Source organism: Monashia sp. NPDC004114, assembly GCF_053603855.1.
Genome location: NZ_JBSGGK010000001.1, coordinates 375,123 through 397,230, shown reverse-complemented (window position 1 = coordinate 397,230; position 22,108 = coordinate 375,123). Strand labels below are relative to the sequence as shown.

At 68.9% G+C, this 22,108-nt stretch carries 22 protein-coding genes; 11 read left to right on the top strand and 11 right to left on the bottom strand.

Annotation, left to right across the window (positions count from 1 at the left end; genetic code table 11):
• The first annotated feature begins 41 nt into the window (after window positions 1-41).
• From ACWEOW_RS01715 to ACWEOW_RS01695, 5 genes are all read left to right on the top strand, one after another.
• Window positions 42-1,526, top strand: coding sequence for a sensor histidine kinase (locus ACWEOW_RS01715; protein WP_452267413.1), 1,485 nt, complete (start codon window positions 42-44; stop codon window positions 1,524-1,526).
• Window positions 1,523-2,218, top strand: a complete 696-nt coding sequence (locus tag ACWEOW_RS01710) for a response regulator (RefSeq protein ID WP_452267412.1) — start codon at window positions 1,523-1,525, stop codon at window positions 2,216-2,218. Before ACWEOW_RS01715 ends, ACWEOW_RS01710 begins: the two co-directional genes overlap by 4 nt.
• Before the next feature lie 106 nt (window positions 2,219-2,324).
• Window positions 2,325-3,191 (top strand): ABC transporter ATP-binding protein, encoded by an 867-nt coding sequence (locus tag ACWEOW_RS01705; protein WP_452267411.1) that lies wholly within the window; start codon window positions 2,325-2,327, stop codon window positions 3,189-3,191.
• Window positions 3,192-3,202: 11 nt separating this feature from the next.
• Complete coding sequence (locus ACWEOW_RS01700; protein ID WP_452267410.1) at window positions 3,203-3,970, top strand: ABC transporter permease; 768 nt, start codon at window positions 3,203-3,205, stop codon at window positions 3,968-3,970.
• Window positions 3,971-3,997: 27 nt separating this feature from the next.
• Window positions 3,998-4,768: a MerR family transcriptional regulator gene (locus tag ACWEOW_RS01695; RefSeq protein WP_452267409.1), complete on the top strand. Its 771-nt coding sequence runs from the start codon at window positions 3,998-4,000 to the stop codon at window positions 4,766-4,768.
• Between the two features lie 53 nt (window positions 4,769-4,821).
• On the opposite strand, the gene ACWEOW_RS01690 is transcribed toward ACWEOW_RS01695, so the two are convergent.
• The 3 genes from ACWEOW_RS01690 to ACWEOW_RS01680 form a co-directional block, all read right to left on the bottom strand.
• Window positions 4,822-5,007, bottom strand: coding sequence for a hypothetical protein (locus ACWEOW_RS01690; protein ID WP_452267408.1), 186 nt, complete (start codon window positions 5,005-5,007; stop codon window positions 4,822-4,824).
• Window positions 5,008-5,249: 242 nt separating this feature from the next.
• On the bottom strand, window positions 5,250-6,401 hold the full coding sequence (locus ACWEOW_RS01685) for a helix-turn-helix domain-containing protein (protein ID WP_452267407.1): 1,152 nt from the start codon (window positions 6,399-6,401) through the stop codon (window positions 5,250-5,252).
• 322 nt (window positions 6,402-6,723) lie between these two features.
• Window positions 6,724-7,278, bottom strand: coding sequence for a TetR/AcrR family transcriptional regulator (locus tag ACWEOW_RS01680; protein WP_452267406.1), 555 nt, complete (start codon window positions 7,276-7,278; stop codon window positions 6,724-6,726).
• 106 nt (window positions 7,279-7,384) lie between these two features.
• Between ACWEOW_RS01680 and ACWEOW_RS01675 the strand changes: the two genes are divergently transcribed.
• A complete protein-coding gene (locus ACWEOW_RS01675; protein WP_452267405.1) occupies window positions 7,385-7,867 on the top strand; it encodes a nitroreductase/quinone reductase family protein in 483 nt (160 codons plus the stop codon).
• Between the two features lie 38 nt (window positions 7,868-7,905).
• Here the strand turns inward: ACWEOW_RS01675 and ACWEOW_RS01670 are convergent, their stop codons facing one another.
• Entirely contained in the window at window positions 7,906-8,562 is a 657-nt protein-coding gene (locus tag ACWEOW_RS01670; RefSeq protein ID WP_452267404.1) for a winged helix-turn-helix transcriptional regulator, read from the bottom strand.
• A 78-nt stretch (window positions 8,563-8,640) separates the two neighbouring features.
• Here ACWEOW_RS01670 and ACWEOW_RS01665 point away from each other — a divergent pair, with 78 nt between their 5' ends.
• The gene (locus ACWEOW_RS01665) at window positions 8,641-10,221 is read left to right on the top strand and encodes a DHA2 family efflux MFS transporter permease subunit (protein WP_452267403.1); all 1,581 of its coding nucleotides are present in this window, start codon (window positions 8,641-8,643) and stop codon (window positions 10,219-10,221) included.
• Between the two features lie 206 nt (window positions 10,222-10,427).
• Here ACWEOW_RS01665 and ACWEOW_RS01660 read toward each other — a convergent pair whose 3' ends face one another.
• The 4 genes from ACWEOW_RS01660 to ACWEOW_RS01645 form a co-directional block, all read right to left on the bottom strand.
• The gene (locus ACWEOW_RS01660; RefSeq protein WP_452267402.1) at window positions 10,428-11,198 is read right to left on the bottom strand and encodes a DinB family protein; all 771 of its coding nucleotides are present in this window, start codon (window positions 11,196-11,198) and stop codon (window positions 10,428-10,430) included.
• A 74-nt stretch (window positions 11,199-11,272) separates the two neighbouring features.
• Window positions 11,273-11,860 carry a DUF1254 domain-containing protein gene (locus tag ACWEOW_RS01655; RefSeq protein WP_452267401.1) on the bottom strand — a complete coding sequence of 196 codons (588 nt, stop codon included), beginning with the start codon at window positions 11,858-11,860 and terminating at the stop codon, window positions 11,273-11,275.
• An 8-nt stretch (window positions 11,861-11,868) separates the two neighbouring features.
• Window positions 11,869-12,531: a DUF1214 domain-containing protein gene (locus ACWEOW_RS01650; protein WP_452267400.1), complete on the bottom strand. Its 663-nt coding sequence runs from the start codon at window positions 12,529-12,531 to the stop codon at window positions 11,869-11,871.
• 110 nt (window positions 12,532-12,641) lie between these two features.
• Complete coding sequence (locus tag ACWEOW_RS01645; RefSeq protein WP_452267399.1) at window positions 12,642-13,217, bottom strand: SRPBCC domain-containing protein; 576 nt, start codon at window positions 13,215-13,217, stop codon at window positions 12,642-12,644.
• A 213-nt stretch (window positions 13,218-13,430) separates the two neighbouring features.
• Here ACWEOW_RS01645 and ACWEOW_RS01640 point away from each other — a divergent pair, with 213 nt between their 5' ends.
• Window positions 13,431-14,831 (top strand): cytochrome P450, encoded by a 1,401-nt coding sequence (locus ACWEOW_RS01640; protein WP_452267398.1) that lies wholly within the window; start codon window positions 13,431-13,433, stop codon window positions 14,829-14,831.
• Between the two features lie 136 nt (window positions 14,832-14,967).
• A complete protein-coding gene (locus ACWEOW_RS01635) occupies window positions 14,968-16,095 on the top strand; it encodes an acyltransferase family protein (RefSeq protein ID WP_452267397.1) in 1,128 nt (375 codons plus the stop codon).
• A gap of 194 nt (window positions 16,096-16,289) precedes the next feature.
• Here ACWEOW_RS01635 and ACWEOW_RS01630 read toward each other — a convergent pair whose 3' ends face one another.
• Both ACWEOW_RS01630 and ACWEOW_RS01625 read right to left on the bottom strand, forming a co-directional pair.
• A complete protein-coding gene (locus ACWEOW_RS01630; RefSeq protein WP_452267396.1) occupies window positions 16,290-19,811 on the bottom strand; it encodes an ATP-binding cassette domain-containing protein in 3,522 nt (1,173 codons plus the stop codon).
• Window positions 19,812-19,962: 151 nt separating this feature from the next.
• Window positions 19,963-20,430: an N-acetyltransferase family protein gene (locus ACWEOW_RS01625; RefSeq protein ID WP_452267395.1), complete on the bottom strand. Its 468-nt coding sequence runs from the start codon at window positions 20,428-20,430 to the stop codon at window positions 19,963-19,965.
• 502 nt (window positions 20,431-20,932) lie between these two features.
• On the opposite strand from ACWEOW_RS01625, the gene ACWEOW_RS01620 reads away from it, so the two are divergent.
• Together ACWEOW_RS01620 and ACWEOW_RS01615 are read left to right on the top strand one after the other, a co-directional pair.
• Window positions 20,933-21,124: a hypothetical protein gene (locus tag ACWEOW_RS01620; protein WP_452267394.1), complete on the top strand. Its 192-nt coding sequence runs from the start codon at window positions 20,933-20,935 to the stop codon at window positions 21,122-21,124.
• A gap of 89 nt (window positions 21,125-21,213) precedes the next feature.
• The gene (locus ACWEOW_RS01615; RefSeq protein WP_452267393.1) at window positions 21,214-21,738 is read left to right on the top strand and encodes a hypothetical protein; all 525 of its coding nucleotides are present in this window, start codon (window positions 21,214-21,216) and stop codon (window positions 21,736-21,738) included.
• A gap of 98 nt (window positions 21,739-21,836) precedes the next feature.
• On the opposite strand, the gene ACWEOW_RS01610 is transcribed toward ACWEOW_RS01615, so the two are convergent.
• On the bottom strand, window positions 21,837-22,046 hold the full coding sequence (locus tag ACWEOW_RS01610; RefSeq protein ID WP_452267392.1) for a hypothetical protein: 210 nt from the start codon (window positions 22,044-22,046) through the stop codon (window positions 21,837-21,839).
• Between the last annotated feature and the right edge of the window lie 62 nt (window positions 22,047-22,108).

Genomic DNA, 22,108 nt, shown 5'->3' with positions numbered 1-22,108 from the left:
GGAATCCGGTCCTGTCGCATGGAGTGCGCAAGGATGGTTCAGTGCCGCAACACGGGTCGGACGACGTGGGTATGCCGCTGGGCACGCTCCCCGACACGGCTGCCGTCAGTGCCTTGCCGCTCTCCCGGCGCCTGAGCGGCTTGGTGCTTGCACTCGTCCTGCCGGTCGGGCTCACCGCTGGCCTGGTGTGGCTGGGCACGTCGGTCGGGTTGGCCGGTGACGCCCTCGTGCTGCTGATCGGCGTCGTCGTCACCGCGCTGGTCGGAGGCATGCGGGCCGCGGTCCTGTGCGCCGTGCTCAGCTCGACGTTGCTCATCTACTGGTTCATCCCCCCGGTGCACACCTTCGAGATCGCAGAGCCGCACAACATCTGGACGGTCGTGGGTTTCGTGATCGTCGGCCTGCTGGTCAGTGGCGTCGTGCACCGAGCCGCAACAACCGCCTCGGCTGCCGCGCGCGCGGCGGCCGAGGCCAGGACCCTGTCCGAGGTCGCGCGGGCGACGCTGCGCGGTGAGGATGCGCTGCCGACCTTGCTCGAGAACATGCGTCGGGCCTTCGGGATGACATCGGCCAGCCTGCTGCGGCGAACCTCAGACAGGGCGACGGACTGGGAGGTCGTCGAGGCCTGCGGGGCAGATGCCCCGCACCAGCCGGGGACCGCCGATGTGTACGTGCCTGCCGGTGAGGAGCTCGTGCTCGCACTCTCGGGTCGTTCGCTCGGATCTTCGGACCGCGTCATCCTCGGCGCCTTCGCCGCGCAGGCTCAGGCCCTGCTCGAACGCGACGAGCTGGAGCGCAGTGCCGCCCTGGCAGCCCGACTCGAGGCCTCCGAGCGACTCGGGGACGCGCTGATCGCCGCCCTGGGTCACGACCTGCGAACCCCCCTTGCCTCGGCGACGGCCGCGGTCACGAGTCTGCGCAGCCAGGACGTCGCGTGGACCGACGAAGAGCAGGACGAGCTGCTGGCGACCGCCGACGAGTCCCTCGCCCGGCTCGGGACCCTGGTCTCGGACGTCCTCGATCTGTCCCGGCTGCGAGCCGGGGTGCTGAGCGTCATGCGTCAGACGTTGTGGCTCGACGAGCTGCTGCCGCCGGTGCTCGACGAGCTCGGGCCGCAGGCGGCCGGGGTCGTTGTCGATCTGCCGGACGACCTGCCTCCGGTGGTCGGAGACGCGGCGCTCGTCATGCGCGTCCTCGTCAATATCGTCGGTAACGCCTTGCGCCATGGTTGCTCGGCCGCAGACCCGCCCACTGTGACGGCCCATCTGACGGGCGATCGCGTGGAGCTGCTCGTCATCGACCACGGGTCCGGGGTCCCCGAGGCCGACCAGCAACGGATCTTCCGGCCGTTCCAGCGGCTGGGAGACACGGACAACACGTCGGGACTAGGCATCGGGCTCGCCCTGTCGCGCGGCCTGGTCGAGGCCATGGACGGCACGATCACGCCTATGTCGACACCGTCCGGGGGGCTCACCATGGTGATCTCCCTGCCTGCACAGGCCGGACCAGAGGACGTGCCGACGTGACGAAGGTGCTCGTTGTGGACGACGACCCGCAGCTGGCGCGGGCCCTGCGGATCAACCTGCGCGCCCGTGACCACGACGTCCATGTCGCCGCCACGGGCGCCGAAGCCTTGCGGTTGGCCGCCTCCGTCGAGCCTGAGCTCGTCATCCTCGACCTCGGTCTGCCCGACCTCGACGGCGTCGAGGTGATCCACGGTCTCAGGGGCTGGAGCGAGGTCCCGATCATCGTTCTCTCCGGGCGCGGCAGCGGGCCGGACAAGGTCGCGGCGCTCGACGCCGGAGCGGATGACTACGTCACCAAGCCGTTCGGCATGGATGAGCTGCTCGCCCGCATCAGGGCCGTCACTCGTCGCGTCCCTTCTGCCGACGCAGCGGCCACCCCCTGTGTCGAGTTTGCCGACATCAGGGTCGACCTCGCCCAGAAGCTCGTCACTCGCCAGCGGCCGGACGAGGTCGTCGAGAGCGTCCACCTGACCCCGACCGAGTGGAGCCTGCTCGAGGCACTCGTGCGGGCGCCGGGCAAGCTGATGTCGCAGCGGCAGCTGCTCACTCAGGTGTGGGGTCCGGCATACGTCAACCAGCCCGCCAACCTGCGCCTCTACATGACCCAGCTGCGCCGCAAGCTCGAACCCGAACCGACCCGACCTCGCCATCTGCTCACCGAGCCAGGCATGGGCTACCGGTTCCGTCCCTGACGGAGCGCCGACCGGCCCCCTCGCGCACCTGTCTCGTGCCCGTGTTGCACTTCCCTGCCAAAAGGGGCTTGACCTTGACGTAACGTCAACCCTGCACGCTGTCGTCATGTCCACAGATACCCACATGACAGCTGAACAGGTCCGGGGTCCTGCAATCCACGTGCAGGCCTTGGAGAAGTCGTATGGCGGGCTCGCGGTGTTGCGCGGCGTGGAGTTCGCCGTCGCGCGAGGCAGCATCTTCGCGTTGTTGGGGTCCAACGGTGCTGGCAAGACCACCGTCGTGAGGATCCTGTCCACCCTCCTCAAGTCGGACTCGGGGACCGCGAGTGTCGAGGGCTTCGATGTCACCGACGAGGCGGCGAGCGTGCGGGAGTCGATCAGCCTGACCGGCCAGTTCGCCGCCGTGGACGAGATCCTCACCGGCCGGGAGAACCTCGTGCTCGTGGCTCGCCTGCGCCACCTCGAGGACGCCCGCCGGATCGCCGACGACCTCCTGGCGCGCTTCCAGCTCACCGACGCCGCCGACCGGCGAGTGTCGACGTACTCCGGAGGCATGCGACGGCGACTCGACATAGCCATGAGCCTGATCGGGGACCCACCGGTGATCTTCCTGGACGAGCCGACGACCGGGCTTGACCCGCAGGCTCGCATCGAGGTGTGGAAGAGCGTCAGGGAGCTCGCAGGCAAGGGAACGACTGTGCTGCTCACGACCCAGTACCTGGACGAGGCCGAACAGCTCGCGGACCGGATCGCGATCCTGCACGGGGGGCGAATCATCGCCAACGGCACCCTGGCCGAGCTCAAGGCACTCTTCCCGCCCGCCACCGTCGAGTACGTCGAGAAGCAGCCGACCTTGGAGGAGATCTTCCTCGCGATCGTCGGCGACAGCGAAGGCAAGGCCGACAACGGCGACCACGTCAGCCACCCCGGAGACAGCGCGGTCAAGGCCGCCGTCGACGGCACGGACCACTGAGGAGCAACGAAATGAGCACCGCCACGCACTTCGTCGGCGACACCAGCGTCCTGCTGGGCCGGTCCATGCGGCACATCATCCGCAGCGTCGACACCATCATCACGGTCACGATCATGCCGATCGCCATCATGCTGATGTTCGTCTACGTGTTCGGGGGGGCGATCGACACCGGCTCGGTCGAGTACGTGAACTACATGCTGCCCGGCATTCTCATCATCACGATCGCGACCGCGACCGCCTATACCGCCCTGCGGCTCTTCACGGACCTGCAGAACGGGATCTTCGAGCGGTTCCAGTCCATGCCGATTGCCCGCTCGAGCGTGCTGTGGGCCCACGTGGTGACCTCGCTGGTCTCGACCTTTATCTCGCTCGTGCTCGTCGTGGCCGTCGCCGTCATCATCGGGTTCCGTTCTCCTGCAGGGGTGCTCGCCTGGCTCGCGGTCACGGGGATCCTGGTCCTGTTCACTCTGGCGCTGACGTGGATCGCCGTCATCGCCGGCCTGTCGGCGAACAGCCCGGACGGCGCGGGCGCCTTCTCCTACCCGCTGATCTTCCTGCCGTTCGTGAGCTCGGCGTTCGTGCCCACGGACACCATGCCCACCGTGGTGGCCGCCTTCGCGGAGCACCAGCCGGTGACGCCCATCGTCAACACGATCCGCAACCTGCTCACCGAGCAGCCGGTCGGTTCCGATGCCTGGGTCGCTCTGGCCTGGTGCGTGGGCATCCTTGTCGTCGCCTACGCGTTCGCGATGGCCGCGTACCGGCGCAAAGTCGCCTAGGGCTCCGCGTTCGGGCAGGCTGTGGCCGTGCTGACGATCGGACGACTCGCATCGTATGCCGGGGTCACCATCCGGGCGGTCCGGCACTACCACCAGGTCGGGCTGCTTCCGGAGCCGGAGCGCGACGCGTCCGGCTACCGGACCTACGACGCCGCGGCGGTCGTGCGGCTCATCCGGATCCGGACCCTGGCCGAGGCCGGCGTGCCTCTGGCCAGGGTCCGCGAGCTGCTCGACGCGGACCCGGAGACGTTCGCCGCCGCGACCGCCGAGATCGACCGGCAGCTACGTGCGCAGGTCCGGGCGCTCCAGGAGCACCGACGGCGGATTGCGCAGCTGGGCTCGGGCGACTCGTTGGCCCTCCCGGCGGAGGTGGTCGACTATCTGGACCGGCTCCGTGCCACCGGAGCATCGGAGGCCATCATCGCGCCCGAGCGAGATGCGTGGATCCTCATGGCGGCGCGATATCCGGACCTGCTCCCGGCGATGATGGCCGACAAGGTGGCCCAGCTGGACAACCCGAAGGTCGTCCGGCTCTACCAGCTGATCGGCCGAATCGCGGAGAACTGGCAGGATGAGGAGCTGCTGCGCGAGACGGCGGACCTGATGAGCGAGCTGCTCGAGCAGGCGGCGGCCAGCGGGGAGCTGGACGAGCAGGACGAGCTCATGCCGGACGCTGCGTTCATCGGGCTGATGGACTCGTTCGCCGACGCGACCCACCCGGTCGTCGGGCGGTTGCGGGAGCTGCTCGCGGAGCGTGGTTGGACCGGGTGGACCAAGCTGGAGAAGCGCCAGCCTTGAGCGCTGGGCTCCGTGGCGCCCGCTTCAGCGCGGAGGCAACCTCGAGATCGGCGCTAGGCCAGTGGTCTTCGCCACGGCAGGTATCCACGCTCTTGTGGGTCGTCGAGAGGCTCCCACCCGTTGCGCGTTGCCATGTACATGCTCGCGTTGTTCTGGACGTGGATGAACCCGGCCAGCACCCCTTCCGTGCATCCGTGAGCCTCCATGGCGGCCCGCGCCTCCTCCAGTGCGACGGCCATAAGCTCATCGCCGAGGTAAGGAGGCTCAGGATTACGGTGGGTGGTCGCTACGGCGCCGACCTCAACATAGGTAACCAGTCGTGTTCCATTCACTTGGAAGCGGAGATGCACGACCGCGGCTGAGTGCACTGGAACCGTTGAAGGAGTGCAGCCGCGAGTCTTTTCTGCTCGACCGGTCGCCAGTCGAGCTGTCTTTCGGCGCTCACTATGTCGGGCGAGGGCTCCAAGGCTGTCTGCCGGGCCTATTGGCCCTGATGCTTGATTGGGTCGAACCAATCGGTCTCGGTCGACTTCGCCGCAAGCTGGGCATAGTCGACGGACGGACTGTCGAGATCCGGTTCCGGCCACGACAGTTCGTCGACTGGAACCTCGCGGACCCAGGCGAGGATGTATGGGTCCGCTAGCCCAGTCTCGACGCGCTCGGTGAGCGCTGCCACGACGCGTTCAGGGAACTGGCGGCCAGTTGTAGCATTCTCCCGTTCCCAAATCGGATCGCTGTAAGGGTGTGTCCCAGCGCTGGCCTTGATCAGCTCGATGTAAGCGCGCATCAACTTTGGCGTCGACTCCTCTAGCGCCGCGCGAATCTGTTCCGGCGGCGAGATGTGTAGTTCTGCAAGCCGGCGCCTAAGTGCGGTCGTTGAGACGCCGCTCTCCCATAGCCAGAGCGCGAGCTCAGGGGTAGTCATTCTCTGCCATTGAACGTCGCGAATCAAAGACTCCGGGAGAAGGAACTCGGTGGCGAACGTGTCGGCCGGATTTTCGTCGGCAGTCGTGGTCCGATCTCGGACGTGGTGGCCGAGCGCGAGGTGGCCGAGTTCGTGGGCGATAGACCAGTTGGCCCGGAACCAGTAGATGGTGCTCTTGAGGAGTACCACGGCATGATCGCCGATACGGAAGGAGTAGTCCGTTTGCAGGCCCGGGTCGCGGACGATGTCGACGCCCAGCACGTCTTCGATTTGTTCTGCCAGGTCGCGAACGCTTAAGCCCTGTTCGCGCGCGGAGAGGCGCCTCCTAAGCTCCGTGGGATCGGTCGGCAGCGCGCCTACCACGCTTGGGACGAGGCCCTCGTTCGCGTAGGCGGTCCGGTACGTTTCAACCACTCGAGCGATGATCGCGTCATCGCTGGCTTCTTGTTCGGTGGAGCTCTGGCCCCAGGGGTGACGGGCTGCTAGACGCACCTTGAAAGGGTCCTCGCTTCCCGTGATGAGCCAGCGTGTGTCGACGTCGAGCAAGTCGGCCAACTTGGCGAGCTCCACCGCGGAGAAGTGGCGCTGGCCGTTGATGGCGCGCGACAGCGCGTCATGCGTCATCCCGACCTCCGGAGCGAGCTTCCGTTGACTCAGGTGGGCGGGAATCGACGCGCGTACGCGCTCACCGATCGTGTCAGTCACCATGAACTGATGATAGCCGACTGTTGGGAAAATCCCAACACCTGCAGCCCCGAGCGACGGCGGGTCGTCGGAGTTTGATGGACGGCCGCCTGTCGGTGGAGTCCGTGAACAGGTCGGAGACCAGCTGCTCGGGCCACCCGGTTGCTTCGCTCACTTCCGCGAGCGTGAGCGCACCCGCACGCAGCGCAGCGGCCAACAAGCTCATCGGCAGCCATGTGACCGCGTTCTGTAACGACCTCGTCAAGGACACCGACCTGCGCCGACAGGTACCAGGACACGGCACAGAAGGAAGCCGGTCGATTTCACGGGTGACGCTGTCGGGCGGTCAGCTCGGGCCGTCAAGCGCGGTTGTCGACGCAACGGCGAGCCGGGCCACGAGAGGCACTACGTCGGCGATGGTGTCCAGTCCCGCGAGGGTGTCGTAGGTCTCGAACGAGGTCAGGGCATAGACGGCGCGGATGGCCTCGGGGCCGGCCTCGTGTTTCGCAAACAGCGCGGTGAGGGCACTGAGCCGGCGTTCGTCGCGGGCTGCGATGACGGCGGCAACGTCCGCGTCGAGGGCCGCCAACGCGCGCAGACGCCGCATCGCCGTGCGGTCAACGGACCAGAACTGCCCGAACACGCGCACGAACTCGGCGAGTGCCCCGTCCAGATCGGGGCGCTGGAACGCGCCGGCAATCCCTGAGACCCTGCCCTCCTCGGCGAGGTCGTCGCACACCGCCTCCAGAAGGCCACTGCGCGAGCCGAACTGGTAGTAGACGGTCGCGCGCGCGACATCGGCATGGCGCGCCACCGTGTCCACCGAGAAGCCGCCGCCGTCACCTCCGAGCACCGCGCGGGCGGCATCCAGTACGCGGCGGCGGCTCTCGTCGATCTGCACCTGCCGCTTGCCGAGCTGATAGGGCCTGGGTGACATCGCCTTGACTCTACGGGGCATCGGGCTAGATTTGGTCACACACACTGACTGAATAAAAGAGGAGACGACGATGGCGACGGACCTCGAAGCCGCCCAGCGGCGCAGGAAGCTGATGCGTCGAGTCAACGTGCCGATGCGCGCGGTCCTGGGCCTGCCCTTTCCCACGCCCCTCGGGCGATCGCTGATGCTGCTGCACTACACCGGGCGCAAGACCGGCACGTCCTACCGTCAGCCGCTCAGCTACGTGCGCGACGGCGACGTCCTCCTCACCCCTGGTGGCGGGCGGTGGACTCTGAGCCTCGAGGCCGGCGAGCCGGTCCGGCTGCGGATCCGAGGGCGCGACGTGATGGCGAGACCGGAGCTCATCACCGACCCCGAGGAGATCCAGCGGCAGATCCGGGCCATCGAGGCGGGGAATCCGCGTGCGGGCGGCTTCATCCCGATCCCGCGCGAGGCCGACGGCAGCCTGGAGGCGGCTCCGTTGCAGGCGGCCATCGACCATGGCTTCTGCATCGTGCGGTGGCACCCGACCGGGAGCTCAGCTCGCGTGTGACCGCTCGTAGCGCGGCATACGCGGGCGGGACGTGATGGTCAGGATCGTCGTGTCTGTGACACGCCCTGGGCGGGCCGGAGCCTGGCAAGCAGGTCGCGCCGTCCCTTGACGGTCAGGCCGATAGCCCTCGCACGAGACAGGTCGATCTTTCCGACCAGCAGGCCCAGAACGGCGCGGGCGGGGCCTACGAGGGTCAGGTCGGGACTGTCCGTCCGACCCGCCCGGGCGCGGACGGACCCGTCGCCGAGTTCGACCACGGCGTGTTCGTCGTCGGCCACGAGCTGGATGGCGGCAGCCGGCCCGGCGGGGTCTGAGTCGGTGGTGAACCAGGCCGGAGCGTACGCGAGCCAGCTGGCCTGGAACGCATCGTCCGGCCGCTCGTCGTTCATGTAGCGCAGGCCCCACAGCCCCAAGGCCTTCAGGACCGGCTCGAGAGCGGCGCCGTCCTCGGTGAGCTCGTACACCTGGGTCGCGATCGGCGGGGGAGCGTCCTCGCGTCTGACCAGGCCGGCCTGCTCGAGCTCCCTGAGGCGGGCCGCAAGCAGGTTGGCGGCAACGCCGGGCAGCCCGTTCTTCAGGTCGGTATACCGAGATGGCCCACGGAGCAGGAGCTCCCGCACGAGCAGCAGGGTCCATCGGTCGCCGACGACGTCGAGCGCGCGGGCGATCGAGCAGTACTGGCCATAGCTTCTCACTCTGCCATCCTACGATCTGGTAGAGATTTTGGACTTGATGGTTGAAAAACTAAAGTTGCTGGGCTTACCGTGTGAGACATGACCCGTATGCCGTCCAAGCCGCTGATCATCGCCGCGCTTCTTCTCGCCTCTTTCGTGATCAGCCTCGACACGACCCTGGTGAACGTCGCTCTGCCGACCCTCTCCCGGGAGCTGGGTGCTACGACCTCCGAGCTCCAGTGGGTCGTCGACGCCTACAACCTCGTCTTCGCCGCGCTCATACTCACGTCCGGAAGCCTGTCCGACCGGTTCGGTCGCAAGGGCATGCTCCTCGGCGGGCTGGCCGTCTTCGGGACCGCCAGCTTCATCGGTGGATTCGCCACCACGCCAAGCGAGCTGATCGCCGCTCGGGCCGTGATGGGTCTCGGGGCCGCGATGACCTTCCCGGCGACCCTGTCTCTGCTGACCGGAGCCTTCACCGAGCGCAAGGAGCGGGCGTTGGCGATCGGGCTGTGGGGCGCGACGGGCGGGATGGCGATCGCTCTCGGCCCCATCGTCGGCGGATTCCTCTTGGAGCGGTACGAGTGGTCCAGCGTCTTCTACACTCTTGGCCCCGTGGCGGTCGCGGTGATCGGCCTTGTCGCGGTGGGTGTGCCACGACGCGCAGGCGACGCGCGGCACCGACTCGACGCGCTGGGCCTGATCACCTCCGCCGCGTGCATGGGGGTCCTCGTCTACACGATCATCGAGGCGCCGGACCGTGGCTGGACGTCGACCCAGTCGGTCCTCGGCTTCACCGCAGGCGCGGCCCTGCTGGCGGCGTTCGTCGTCAGCGAGCGGCGAGCAGCCGTTCCGATGCTCGACGTGCGACTGTTCGCGAACCCGCGCTTCAGCGCCGCGAGCGCCTCGGTCTCGGTCGCGTTCTTCACGCTGTTCGGCTTCATCTTCCTGATGACCCAGTTCTTCCAGTTCGTCCGGGGGTACAGCGCACTCTCCGCAGGCGTGCGCCTGCTGCCGGTGGCGATCGCGGTGGCTGTGGGCTCGACTCTGGGGACCAGGCTGGCGATCAGAGTCGGCACCAAGGCCGTCGTGACCGTCGGGATGCTGCTGCAGGTGGCGTTCTACTTCTGGGTCGCCAGCGATGTCTCGCCGTCGTTCCCCTATGGGGTGATCGCCGTTCAGATGGTGGTGTTCGGGCTCGGCATGGGCCTGACCTCGGCACCTGCGACGGAGTCGATCATGGGGGCTATCGCTGATGACAAGGCCGGCGTCGGATCGGCGGTCAACGACGCCACCCGACTGCTCGGCGGCACTCTCGGGGTGGCCGTGATCGGCAGTGTCTACGCCTCGCTGTACCGCGAACGCATTCAGGACGCCGCGCAGCACCTGTTCCCGACGGTGCCGCATGGGATCGATGAGTCGATCGGAGCCACGTACGGCGTCGCCGCCCGTCTCGCCGCCCAGGGGCACACAGCCGCAGCAGGTGCGCTCCGCGATGCGGCAACCGCGGCCTTCGACCACGGCGTCGCTGTCGGCTGCGTCGTCGCCGGGGTGGTCGCGCTCATCGGCGGCATCGTGTCGTGGCTGTTCCTTCCTGCCCAGCCCCCGAGCCGGCCCGAGGCCGCATCCGAGTGGCTGCGGGAACGGACGGGCGAGGTTGCAGTGGCCGCCAAGCCGTGAGGCCATTGGCAGAGCGAGCGCGGGCCGGCGACGACGAGAAAGAGCTGCCGCGACCTGTCGATTCCAGCCCGATGTCGAGATCCGCAAGATCCTTGATGCAGACGACTTCTCAGACTCCCTGGCAGCCGAGATCGCGGCGGCCGAGGAGCGAGCGCGCTGAGAGCGGAGTCCGGCGGGCGAGGAGCTCGCCGACCGACCGGGCCGAGTCAGGCCGGTCGTGCGGCGAGTGCGTCGAGGTCACGCACGGCATACCGGTGGTGCTCCCACTCCTCCTCGAGGATCGTGCGCAGGCACGTGAGCACCGTCTCGTCGATCTCTGGGTCGTGTGGGTTCCTTCGGGGCGCCGCGAGGTCCTGTGGGGCGACTTCAGCCAGGAAGTCGCGCACCATCGCCTGCCGCCCTGCCCGCGCCTGGAGAACCCGGTCGTATGGCACCTCGGCGGGGGACGCGGCCTCGTCGTGCGCCGTGGCGGCCTCGGTGTCGGGGTCGTCATTGGGCAGGCCCGCCGGGTGATACGGCTGCTCCCGCTCGAGGATCGCCTTCCCGAGCCAGGTGTCCGTCGCATGGACCAGATGGCGCAGTGTCTGGGCCAGCGACCACTCGTTGTCGACGGTCGCGTCCACTGTTCCGGCGGGCATGGCGGCGGCGCGCTCGAGCGTGGCGGCCCAGGTGGCCTCCACGGCCGCCCAGGCGGAGCGCAGGCCGGCGGGGTCCGCGGCCACACGCAGCTCGCGACCGGGAAAGCGGTGGTTCAGCTCGGCGTCCACGATCGGCACGACATCGACACCGTTGACGAGCAGGCGGCCGCCGTCTTCCAGCAGCCACGGGGAGTCGATCTCCATCCCGGCGACCTCGCTCCCGCGCACCACGACACCGCTCAGGTCGCAGCTGATGAATCTCGTCTGCCGCAGGGCCCGGTTTCGCAGGATCCGGCCGCTCAGGTCTTCGGGGTGGCTCTCCGGCTGGCTCTCGTTCATGGGGTGACCCTGGCACAGCCCACCGACAGCGACGATGCTCGCGCCCGGTCTCGGTGAACCCGACGGAAAGTGACCTACGCGGCTTCCGGAGGGGTCGGCGGTGCCATGAGCCGGATGCGACTGGCGAGGTCATGGGCGGTCGGCAGGTCGCTGTCGGCATACACGAGCACGCGGCCGAAGACCAGGACCGAGCTGTTGGGTGACGAAATCTGCCTCATCCCGGCAGGAACCTGCCCCGCCCAGCCCGGTCCGGTGACCAGATAGTCGCCTGCCTGCGTCCCCGTGGTGCGCGTGCCGACATAGGCGAAGTTCGTGTTCGTGGACGGATCAGTGAACTGGAGGCTGTAATAGCGACCTGCCGCGTCCGGCACGTGCACGAGCTGAGGTCCCTTGCGGAGGTCCAGCCAACCCGCTGCCATGAGCGTGTCCCTGTTCACGCCCGTGGTGGCCAGTCTCGAACCCGTGGTGGCTCCGAGCGGATCAGCGAAGAGGGCCTGGGACTCCACGTAGAGCGAGTTCACCGGGACCGGGCCGTCGCCGAATCCCTTGACGAGGATCGCTCTCTTGAACACGGAAAGGAGCAGGCGGGGCCAGAGATAGATGGCCAGGAACCAGGCAACGGCCATCACCGCGCCGAAGACGAGCAGGTGTTCGAGCCTCATGACAGAGGTCACGCCGCCCTGGCAACCGGCGGCACGGCATACGCCCCGTCGAGGATGACCTGGCCGGGCAGGTAGACGCGCAGCCAGAGCGTGAACTTTCCTTCGGGCGCAGGCAGCCAGTTGGTCTCGCGACCTGGCGGTGCGCTGTTCTGGATGTAGATGTCGACGGAGCCATCGGCGTTGGGTGCCAGCCCGGACCGGTCGCTCACGCTGTATCGGCCGATAGGGTTCGGGACGAAGCGATTCCTCGTGTCGCCCATCGTCAGTGACCAGAATGCGTCGTTGGGCGGGAGGCCCCCGGCGGGAAAGCGCATCACGTAGCTGTGCTGGCCGCTCAAGGACCGGCCCGCCCCGTCGATCTGCGTGATCCAGTACGTCGCTTCCTCAGGCACGTTGACCGGTCCTGGAAAAAGCCACGTACAGGTGGCCCGCATCAGTGGGCCGTTGCCGGGGACGCCGCACCCGAGAATGGTGGTCCAGCCGTTGACTTTCGTGGCCTTGATCCTCGAAAGGACCTCGAGGGTGACGACCGCGAGCCCGATGCCCACGAGGGCGCCCTGCATGATGTCGTTGCGGACAAGTCGCTCAGAGGCCAGCACGATTCTGACGATCGCGTAGACACACACTGCACCAACGACGGTCGCCAGCAGGGCGGACGTTCTCCTGGTCATGTGACCAGGATTACAGGCCGGTGGTCCGGGCGGCACCGGCAGACCGCTGCACATGTTCGAGTGGCCGGACGCGGCACAGCCGTATGCCGTTTCTCGGCGCTGCGGCGACGCTAGCCGATGGCCGCTGCCAGCTCCAGGTAGGCGGGGACGAGCTCGCCCCATCGGGCCTCGGCGTCGCCGGGCTCGCGGCCCGCGAGGTAGGTGGCCAAGTCCTCGGCGTGGATCTGCCACCCGGCCCCATAGAAGGCGACCTTGTCCACCGGCATACCGTGCACCTCGACGACCAGGATGGTCTGACCTCCGTCGGCGGTGAGCGTCGCGGTGACGAGCTCGTCGAAGGGTGGGACACCTTCGCCCTGCTGATAGGACTCGTCGGTCTCCCTGGTCAGGACCTGCAGCCGGCGCGGAGGCTCGCACTGCTCCACCCGTCCGAGTGCGCGCAGGCCGGCATTCTCCAGGTACAGGGTGAACTGCCCGCCGGAGCGGAGGTCACCCTCGACCTCGCCGTACCAGCGCGCCAGGCGGCGCGGGTCCGTGAGGGCGGACCACAGGTCGTCGATGTCAGTGTCGTAGCGATCCTCGATGCGCACGACGCCCTTGCCGTCGGCTGATCCGAGGCTCCCCAGGATGCGGGTGTTGCGACCTGTGTTGTCGGTCATGCGGCGCTCCTGCGTGCTCTTGGTCATCTGGTCTTCCTCCGTTCGTGCGTGCACCACTACTTCTACTCCATGAGCGTACCTATATGGTTACGTAACCGTCAAGGTACTTACGTGGCGCCTCCCTCGACGCCCTCCCCGTATGCCGCGTGCCCCCTCGGCGCGGGTGCGCGCCAGCGCTGTTGGACTCGCCTGTGCCGCCAGTCTGTTGTCGCCCACCGCGCCGCAGAGGACCATGTAGTCATGTCGACGCACGAGATCGACTCTGTGCGCCGCCGCGTCCGTCCAGCGGCGGCCGTCGGTGGCAGGATCCGTCCTGCCCTCGAGATGCGCCGCGACATGGTCGGCTACCACGAGCGGATGTGGCGCAGTCATGGCGACATCGTTCGGTTGCGCATCGGGCCGCCAGGGCTCGAGGTCGACGTGTGGATGCTGCACCATCCCGACGCGGCGGCCCGGGTGCTGGGCAGCAGCTCGTGGACCAACTACTCGAAGAACGGGCCGGTCTACGACGAGATCGCGCACTGGCTCGGACACGGTCTGCTCACCTCGCAAGGCGAGCAGTGGACTCGGCAGAAGCGGTTCGTGCAGCCGCTGTTCACCCATGCGGCGGTCGACGGCTACGGCGAGCTCATGGTCGACGAGATCGTCGCCGCTGTGGGCAACCTGCAGGTGGTGAGCCCGACGCGGCTCGACCTGGCAGAGCAGATGCAACGTCTGACCCTGCGGGTGGTCGTTCGGGCGCTCTTCGGCGGATCTGCGGACGAGGTCGTGCCGCACATCCGCGAGTCGTTCCCGATCGTCAGCGACACCATCATGCGGCGAGGTCTCGGCGCGGTTCGGTTGCCTCGGTCGGTGCCGACCCCGCGGATCCGGCGTGGCCGAGTGGCCCAGGCGGACCTGCTTCGGGTGTGCGACCGCATCATCGCCGACCGACGGGTGGGGGCGACCTCTGGCGAGACCGACCTGCTGGGGCGACTTCTCGCGGCGCGCGACGGCGAGGAGCGGATGACCGACGAGGAGATCCGGGACCAGGTGCTCGTATTCCTCCTTGCCGGCCACGAGACGACGTCGACGGCCCTGACCTTCGCCCTGCACCTGCTCGGCCGCCGCCCCCAGCTGCAGCAGCAGGTCCGCGAGGAGTTCGGCACTGCGGTTGCCGGTGCGGCCAACGGGCGGCCTACCGCGGCGATGGCTGCCGGGCTGCCCGTGACGAATGCGGTGCTCAAGGAGACGATGCGCCTGTACCCCTCGGCCCCCTTCTTCGGGCGACTCACGGTGGCCGACGACGAGCTGCTCGGGCAACCGGTCCCGGCGGGCACGGTCGTCGTGGTCGCACCCTGGACCATCCACCGGCACCCAGACTTCTGGGACGACCCGATGACGTTCGACCCCGGCCGGTTCCTCGACCCGGAGGCGACGAGGTCCCGCCACCGCTATGCGTGGATGCCCTTCGGCGGCGGACCACGTGCGTGCATCGGCCAGCACTTCTCGATGGTCGAAGCAGCGCTCGCGCTCGGCCTCATCCTCCAGGACCACGCCATCACGTCCGTGAGCGACTCCGATGTCATGCCCGTCGGGTCGCTCATCACCCTGTATCCCCGGGGGCCCGTGTTGGCTGACGTGCGGCTGATCGACCGCTGACAGCGAAGTCAGGCGGTACCTCCAGGGGCACCGAGAGCCGAGCGCCCGACGGTGTGCATTCGGACGGGTCGTCGCCCGGCCTTCGGATTCGCGTGGTTCGGGGGACAGAGCCGGGCAGGTCAGGCACCCTGGGGCCATGGCGGGGGCACGGCACGCGGCGGGCCACGCGGACGAGCGCGCGGCCGCGCACCCGCGGGAGAGCCCGAGGCGCATTCCGGCTCTGGACGGCCTCCGGGCATGCGCAATCCTGCTCGTCGTCGCCGCGCACACCGGCCAGCCGCAGAACCCCGCCCTCGGCGCCGCCGGCGTGACCCTGTTCTTCGTGCTGTCCGGCTATCTGATCACCTCGATCCTGCTGCAGGGCCACGTCGCCGACGGCCGGGCAGTCAGGTTGCGGTCGTTCTACGCGCGGCGGGCTCGACGGCTCCTGCCCGCGCTGGCCATACTGCTGGCCTTCGACGTTGCATTGAGGGTGGCATCGGGCCAGACGCTGGTGCCGGTGTTCCTGGCGGCTGGGTATGCGACCAACGTCCAGGCTTCGATGGGTGAGTGGTCGTCGCTGACGCACACGTGGTCGCTGGCGATGGAAGAGCAGTTCTACCTGCTGTGGCCGTTGCTCCTGCCGTTCTTGGTCCGTCTGCGACGCCCGGTGGTCGTGTTGGCGTGGGCGGCTGTGGCGTCGGCCGGACTGCGGCTCGCGGCGTGTCTCGCAGGGGCGTGGGCCTTCGGGTCCTACAGCCCGGTCACGCGCGCCGACGGTCTGCTGGTCGGTTGCGCGCTGGCGTTCAAGGTCGCTCGCGGCTGGCGCTTTCCGGGGGGCTGGGTCGGTCGCGGGCTGACATCGGCGGCGCTGGCGGTGTTCGTCGTCTGTTTCGTGTGGGGCGACGGCGTGCTGGCACTGCTGCCGCTCGCCGTGGTCGCGTCTGCGGTGCTCGTCGCCCGGTGCATCGAGGTGACCCGGCCGGGCCTGATGGTCTCGGCTTTGCAGCTGGGCCCGTTGCGATACGTCGGGCGCGTGTCTTATGGCGTGTACCTGTGGCACGCGGCCGTGCTTGGTTTCGTGCTGGGCTACGGGCTACCGGTGCCGTTCGTGGTGGTGACGCTGGTGTCGCTCGTGATCGCGTCGGTGTCGTGGGTGCTGGTCGAGCGGCCTGTCCTGCAGTCGCGGCCCGTCAGATGGGAACGAACGAGCCGACCTGCTCCGTCCACCGCTCCGGCCGGCACGCTTCCGCCGCTTGCTTCACCGGCAGCGGGCGAGACGTGAGCGAGCCGACCGAGGAGGTGCCGAGCGAGCACATCCGGGTCGACCGGGCCGGCATACGGGCTCGGCCAGCGGTCGCTCGCGGTTGAGCCAGCACCCGGCGGGCACGGCATACGGGCTCGGCGAACGGGAGCGCGCGCTTGCGCCCGCCAGGCAGCTCACGGTGGTGCCCGCCAGGGCAGCTCACGGTTGAGCCATCACCCGGCGAGGTGGCCCCACCTCTCGGAGAGCTCGCGCCACGGGGCGGTCTCGACAACCCGGCCTCCGTCGAGGACGACGACTCGGTCTGCTTGGGCCAGCGCGGCCGCCTTGCTCGTCGCGCCGATGACGGTCGCCCGGCCGGAGCGCAGCGCGGCCCAGAGCTCGATCTCTGTCGCCGCATCGAGCGCCGAGGACACGTCGTCAGCCAGCAGCAGGTCAGCCTCGCAGGCGAGCGCCCGGGCGAGGGCCAGCCGTTGCACCTGTCCGCCGGACAGCCGGACCCCGCGGTGGCCGACGAGCGCGTCGGGTCCGCCGGCCTCGGCAACGTCCCGCTCCATACGAGCCGTGGCGATGGCGGGCCCGACCTGCCGGTCGGCGTGGTCGAGGGCGATGTTGCCGGTGAAGGTCCCGGACAGAACCCGCGGCACCTGGGCGATGTGGGAGACCCGTCCGGGTCGCAGCTCGATCTCCGGCTCGGCGAGGGTGCGTCCGTTCCAGACGACCTGCCCGGTGTGCGAGGTCAGGCCGGCCAGTGAGGAGAGCAGGCTGGACTTGCCTGAGCCGACCTGGCCGAGCAGGAGCACCAGCTCGCCTGCCTCTACCGTGAGGTCGACGTCCTGCACACCGATGGTGCCGTCGTCGTGGACCGCGGTCAGCCCGCGCAGACTCAAGGTCCGCAACGGCTCACGCTGCCCCGGCCGTGGCTCGTCGGCAGTGCCGTGCACCAGGTCCATGCCCGGCGGGAGGTTCATCAGGTCGCCACCACCGGCGAGCTTGCTCGTGGCCCTCATCCACGCCCGCACTCCGGGCGCCTCGGTCACGACCGAGCCGGCGACCCGGCCGAACCAGTTGAAACCGCTGACGGCGTTGGCGACGAGCAGGGTGATGGCGAGCGACCACGTGCCGTGGAGATAACCCGCCCAGGCGGCGACGACACCGCACTGGACCATGACCATGGGCACGCCGTCGAGCAGGGCCTGGACCCGATGCTCGCGGACGGCTGCATCGACTCGGCCACCATCGACCTGGCGAAGGTGCTGGTGCACCTGCGGGGTGGCCGCGGCGAGCTTGACCGTGCGGATGGACTCCAGTGCCGAGACCAGGGAGCGTCCGAAGCTGGCCCGGGCTGTCGAGGCGGCCGCGGCCGAGCGCCCGGCCACCGGCCGGCCGAGGGCCGACGCCAGCCCCGAGACGACCATGACCACGAGCAGGACCGCGCCCGCGAGCCAGGTGCCGGCGATCAGCGCCGTCATCGAGGCGACGACGAGGCCGTTGACGAAGTCGACCCAGCGGTCGGTGTACCGCGCCAGGCGATCGGCGTCCATCGTGCGCGCCACCACCTCGCCGGGTGGGGTCCGCACGAGCCGGCGCTGCGCGGTCTGGCCGGCGAGCACAGCGGCGCGCACGCGGAGCCTGACCTCGACCCACCAGTGGGGATAGGTCCGGAATGCTTGAGACAGGAGGAACGGAGCGACGACAAGGGAGACGACGAGGGCTGCGAGGAGCCAGCCGGGGTCCTGCCCGGCCTGCAGGTCGGTGACGACGAGCCCCCAGATCCAGCCCGTGACTGCTCCGAACGCGCCCGTCAGCGATGCGACCAGGAAGAGGGAGGCACCCAGCAGTCCCCAGTGGGGCAGGATGCGCACCGCGTGGAGGACCTGCCGGGCCAGGCTCGGCGTCGGAGCCAGGGCCGGAGGCGGTGGCGGGCTGGTGCTGCGACGGACCGAGCCGATCGCGGCGTCATCGTGGTGGTGCTCCTCGACAGCCACTTCGTGTGCAGCCGCCTCGAGCAACCGCCGGAACGGCCCCTCGACGGCGGCCAGTCGGCCACGGGGACCCTGCTGGACCACGCGGCCCGACTCGAGGACAGCCACCTGCTCGGCCCGCTCGGTCGTCGAGAGGCGATGGGCGACGAGGATGCCCGTGCGCCCCGAGATCAGACGGTCCGCGGCGCGGACGACGCGCGCCTCCGTGACCGGGTCCATGCGGGCCGTGGCCTCGTCGAGGACGACGACGCGCACGTCGCGCACGAGCAGCCGGGCGAAGGCCACGAGCTGCTCCTCTCCCGCCGAGAGGGTGGTGCCGCCAGGGCCGAGCATCGTGTCCAGACCGTCGGGCAGCCCGGCTACCCACTCGCTGAGGCCCAGCTCGGCGACCGCGGCCTCCACTCGGGCACGGGGGACGTCGCCGAAGAGCGTCATGTTCTCCGCGAGGGTGCCGGCGAGCACCTCGGTGCGCTGCGTGACGACGCCGACCGCGGCGCGAAGCTGCTGAAGATCGAGGTCGAGAACGTCGGTGCCTCCCAGCAGCACGGAGCCGCGCGGCGGTTCCACAGCCCGTGACAGCAGGGAGGCGAGCGTGGACTTGCCGGAGCCGGTGCGTCCGACGAGCGCGCAGGTGTGTCCCGCAGGGACGACCAGGTTGATGTCCCGCAGCGCGAAAGTGCCGGTGCCATAGCTGAACTCGAGGTCGCGGAAGGCCACGTCGAGCGGTCCCTCGTGCAGTGGCAGCCCGCCGGTCGGCTCGGCAGGAGAGGCGAGCATGGCCCGCAGCCGCAGGACCGCGCCAAAGCCTTCCTGAAGGTCGGGCAGGTGGCGAGCGAGCATGTCGACACCGCCGACGAACATCGTGGTGACGAGGAAGAGCGTGACCAGCTCGGCGGTTGACAGGCCGTCCGCGAGCACGAGGGCGGTGCCGACGACCGCGACCGCGGCGAGCGCGCCGTGCAGCAGCCCGCCGCTGCGTCGGGTGATCCGGGCCTCGACCTGGAGCACCCTGTCGAGCGCCGCGTGGACCCGGGCCGCCATCCGCGCGTTGTGGCGCAGCACGTGCGCCTGGCCGAGAGCGGTGCGCAGGTCGTCGCGGGCGGTGACGCCCTCCTCGGTGGATGCGGCATGGTCGGTCCACGCGGCTTCCTCGACCACCTTGCGTTCGGCGACCTGGGGCAGTAGCCGGCGCACGACCCAGTACGTCGCGTACCCCGTCAGGGGGAAGAGCAGGGCAGCGGGCCACCAGGCGATGCTCGCGACCACCCAGAGCGGTCCCGAGGCGAGCAGGGTGCGCACGGCCTGCCACACACCCCAGCGCATCAGCTGGCCGACCTCCCACGTGTCGTCGTCGATGCGGTCGAGCACCTCACCGACGGCCTGCTCGGACAGCTCGGAGAGCGGCTGGGCCATCGCGGCGTCGAGCAGGTCGGCGCGCAGCCTGCCCTCGGCCCGGTCGCACACGACCCCCCAGATGATCCTGGCGACGGTGTCGATGACGGCACCGCCGACGACACACAACGCCAGCAGCACGACCAGCGTCGAGGTGGCTTGCTCGGCGAGCCGGCCGGCGACCAGGGACCCGAGGGATGCCGCGACGGCACCCAACAGGGACATGGCGAAACACACGACCGTGAGGGGACGACGGACCCGGCGCCAGTCGACGGGGACGCGATCCGCAGGCACTCCCGCCCCGCGAAGGGCCCCGTCCTGTCTCGTGCCCTGCGCCTCGTCGTACCCAAGTCTGGTCATCGTCACAGTCACCAAACGCTACCGATCGCCGCCGACAGTGCGCCTCCCGTTTTCCCAGAGCCCGGGGAGTCAGGGTCTGATACGCCGGCTGAGCTCGCGAGTGCAGAGCTCCACGGCGGAGGTATGCCGCGCCCCGGCTGGGTTCTGGACCCTAGAGCTCCTGGATATAACAGAGCATTCGATAGTCCTTACCGGCCTCGATGTTGCTGAAACCGTGGCGCTCGTAGAAACGGCGAGTGTCCTCGTCGATCTCGTCGACGTTGATGTGCATCTCGCCCGCTCCCTTGGCTCGCACAGTCTCGATCGCCGTCCTGAGGATCAGAGTGCCGATGCCTTGGTCGCGCAGATTGGGCATGACGTACAGCTCCTCGAGCTGCGCGAGCGATCCGTCGTAGTAGGGGGTCGGTCGCAGGGTCAGGAGAGCGAAGCCGACAGCTGGGCCGCCGTGATCGGCCAGGACAACGCAAACGTCGTCCATCGCCAGGAGCGTCGTGAACCGACCCGCGAACTCAGCAGCGGTCGGGCCTGCGGCCTCGAACTCGTCGTTAAAGTCGCGCAGCAACCGGCCAACGGTGTCGGCGTCGGCGACGCCGGCGAGCCGCACGGTGACCTCAGCCATGCACCGATCATGCGCCACCCGCGGGTCGTTGCGCTCCTGGTGCCTCCGCGTTCTCAACGCCGCATTCCGGCGCAGCTACCTGGAAAGTCGGCCGATCCTGCTGGATGCCCTGCCGGCAAACCCGTCGCGTTGGCCGCGGGTTTCGCTCTACCGTGCGGTCCGTGGACGACGTCGTGATCGAGCGGGAACAGCTCGCCGACCACGCCGCGGTGGACGAGGTGGTGCGGCGAGCGTTCGCGGACCATCCGGGGGTCGCCGACATGGTCGCGGCTGTCCGCGTCTCGCCGCGCTTCCGGCCAGGCCTGGCGCTCGTCGCGAGAGTCGGCCATCACGTCGTAGGTTTCGTGATGCTCAGCGGCACGGACCTGGTCGACCTGGGAACGCGGCGGGAGGTGCTGACCTTGACGCCTCTGGCAGTCGTGCCTGAGTACGAGCGACGGGGATCGGCTCGGCCCTGGTTCGTGCCGCGCTCAAGGAGGCGGACAGTCGCGGTGAGCCGCTCGTGGTTCTCGAAGGTAGCCCGCGGTACTACGGGCGGCTCGGATTCACGTTCGCGCCCGCGCACGGGATCACCATCGACCTGCCGGGCTGGGCGCCGCGCGAAGCGGCTCAGGTATACCGGCTGTCTCGCTATGACCCGGAGTTCAGAGGACGGGTCGAGTATCCCCCCGCCATCGCGGCCCTCAGCAGCTGACCAGCGGCAGGTGAACGGCTTTGGGCCTCCACGTCCGGAGTCTGGCGGCAGGCCTTTACCGGGTGGCGCACCGACCATAAGGTCGAACGGTGTCCATCGGACAGGGGACGCGGGTTGGCCGGCTGAAGATCCGTGTCGATCGGTTGATCTACACGACGATCACGTTGGTGTCCGTCCTGATCATCTACGACGGCTGGAACCAGCTGACCTTCTGGGGCGTCCTGGCCGTCATCCTCGGGCCATTGTTGGCGATCTTCCTCAGCCACCTCTTCGGTGCAGAGCTTGGAACTCGCGTTGCAAAGGGTCGTCCGCTGACTTCGCGCGAGCGCCGCGCGGCCTTCGTGGAGGAGTGTCGATTCCTCGTCATCGCAGTACCGCCGGTGCTCCTGTTGATCGTGCTGAGCGTGGCGGGCGTCTCGTACGACCACATCATTCGGGTGATCGTCTTGACCGGAGCGGTGTCGCTGGGCGTCTGGGGTGCCGTCGCTGGGCGCAGGGCCGGGTTGACCGGCTGGCGGCTGGTGGCGTCGGCGGGATATGGCCTGCTTCTTGGCGCTGTCATCCTGGCCCTCCAGGCGTTGCTTCAACCTGGGCAGGAACCCTTTCAGCGGTAGTCGCAGAAGCGGACCCGTGGCTCAGACAGTGCCTGGGTCGCGCGCGTGCGGTTCACGCGGACCTGGCGGACGGCGTACGTCCATGGGAGAACGCTGTGTCACGTGACGGGGACGGCAACACCGGGCGACGCGTGCGAGTCCCGCCGAGATGAACCGGTGAGCCTCAGAAGTGGTTCGGCCAGGTGGATGGCGACGCCCTTGCGGATCGCGGTAAAGGGAGCCTCGCACAGTTCGGCAACGCCGTTCGCGTCGTGCGCGGAGTATCGGTGGCCGTACAGCTCGATGAGCGACTCGATCGACGTTGTCACGCACCGACTCTGACCGTGGTCGGCAGCCTCGTCAACGGCGCCTGTGATGCCCGGGCCGAACG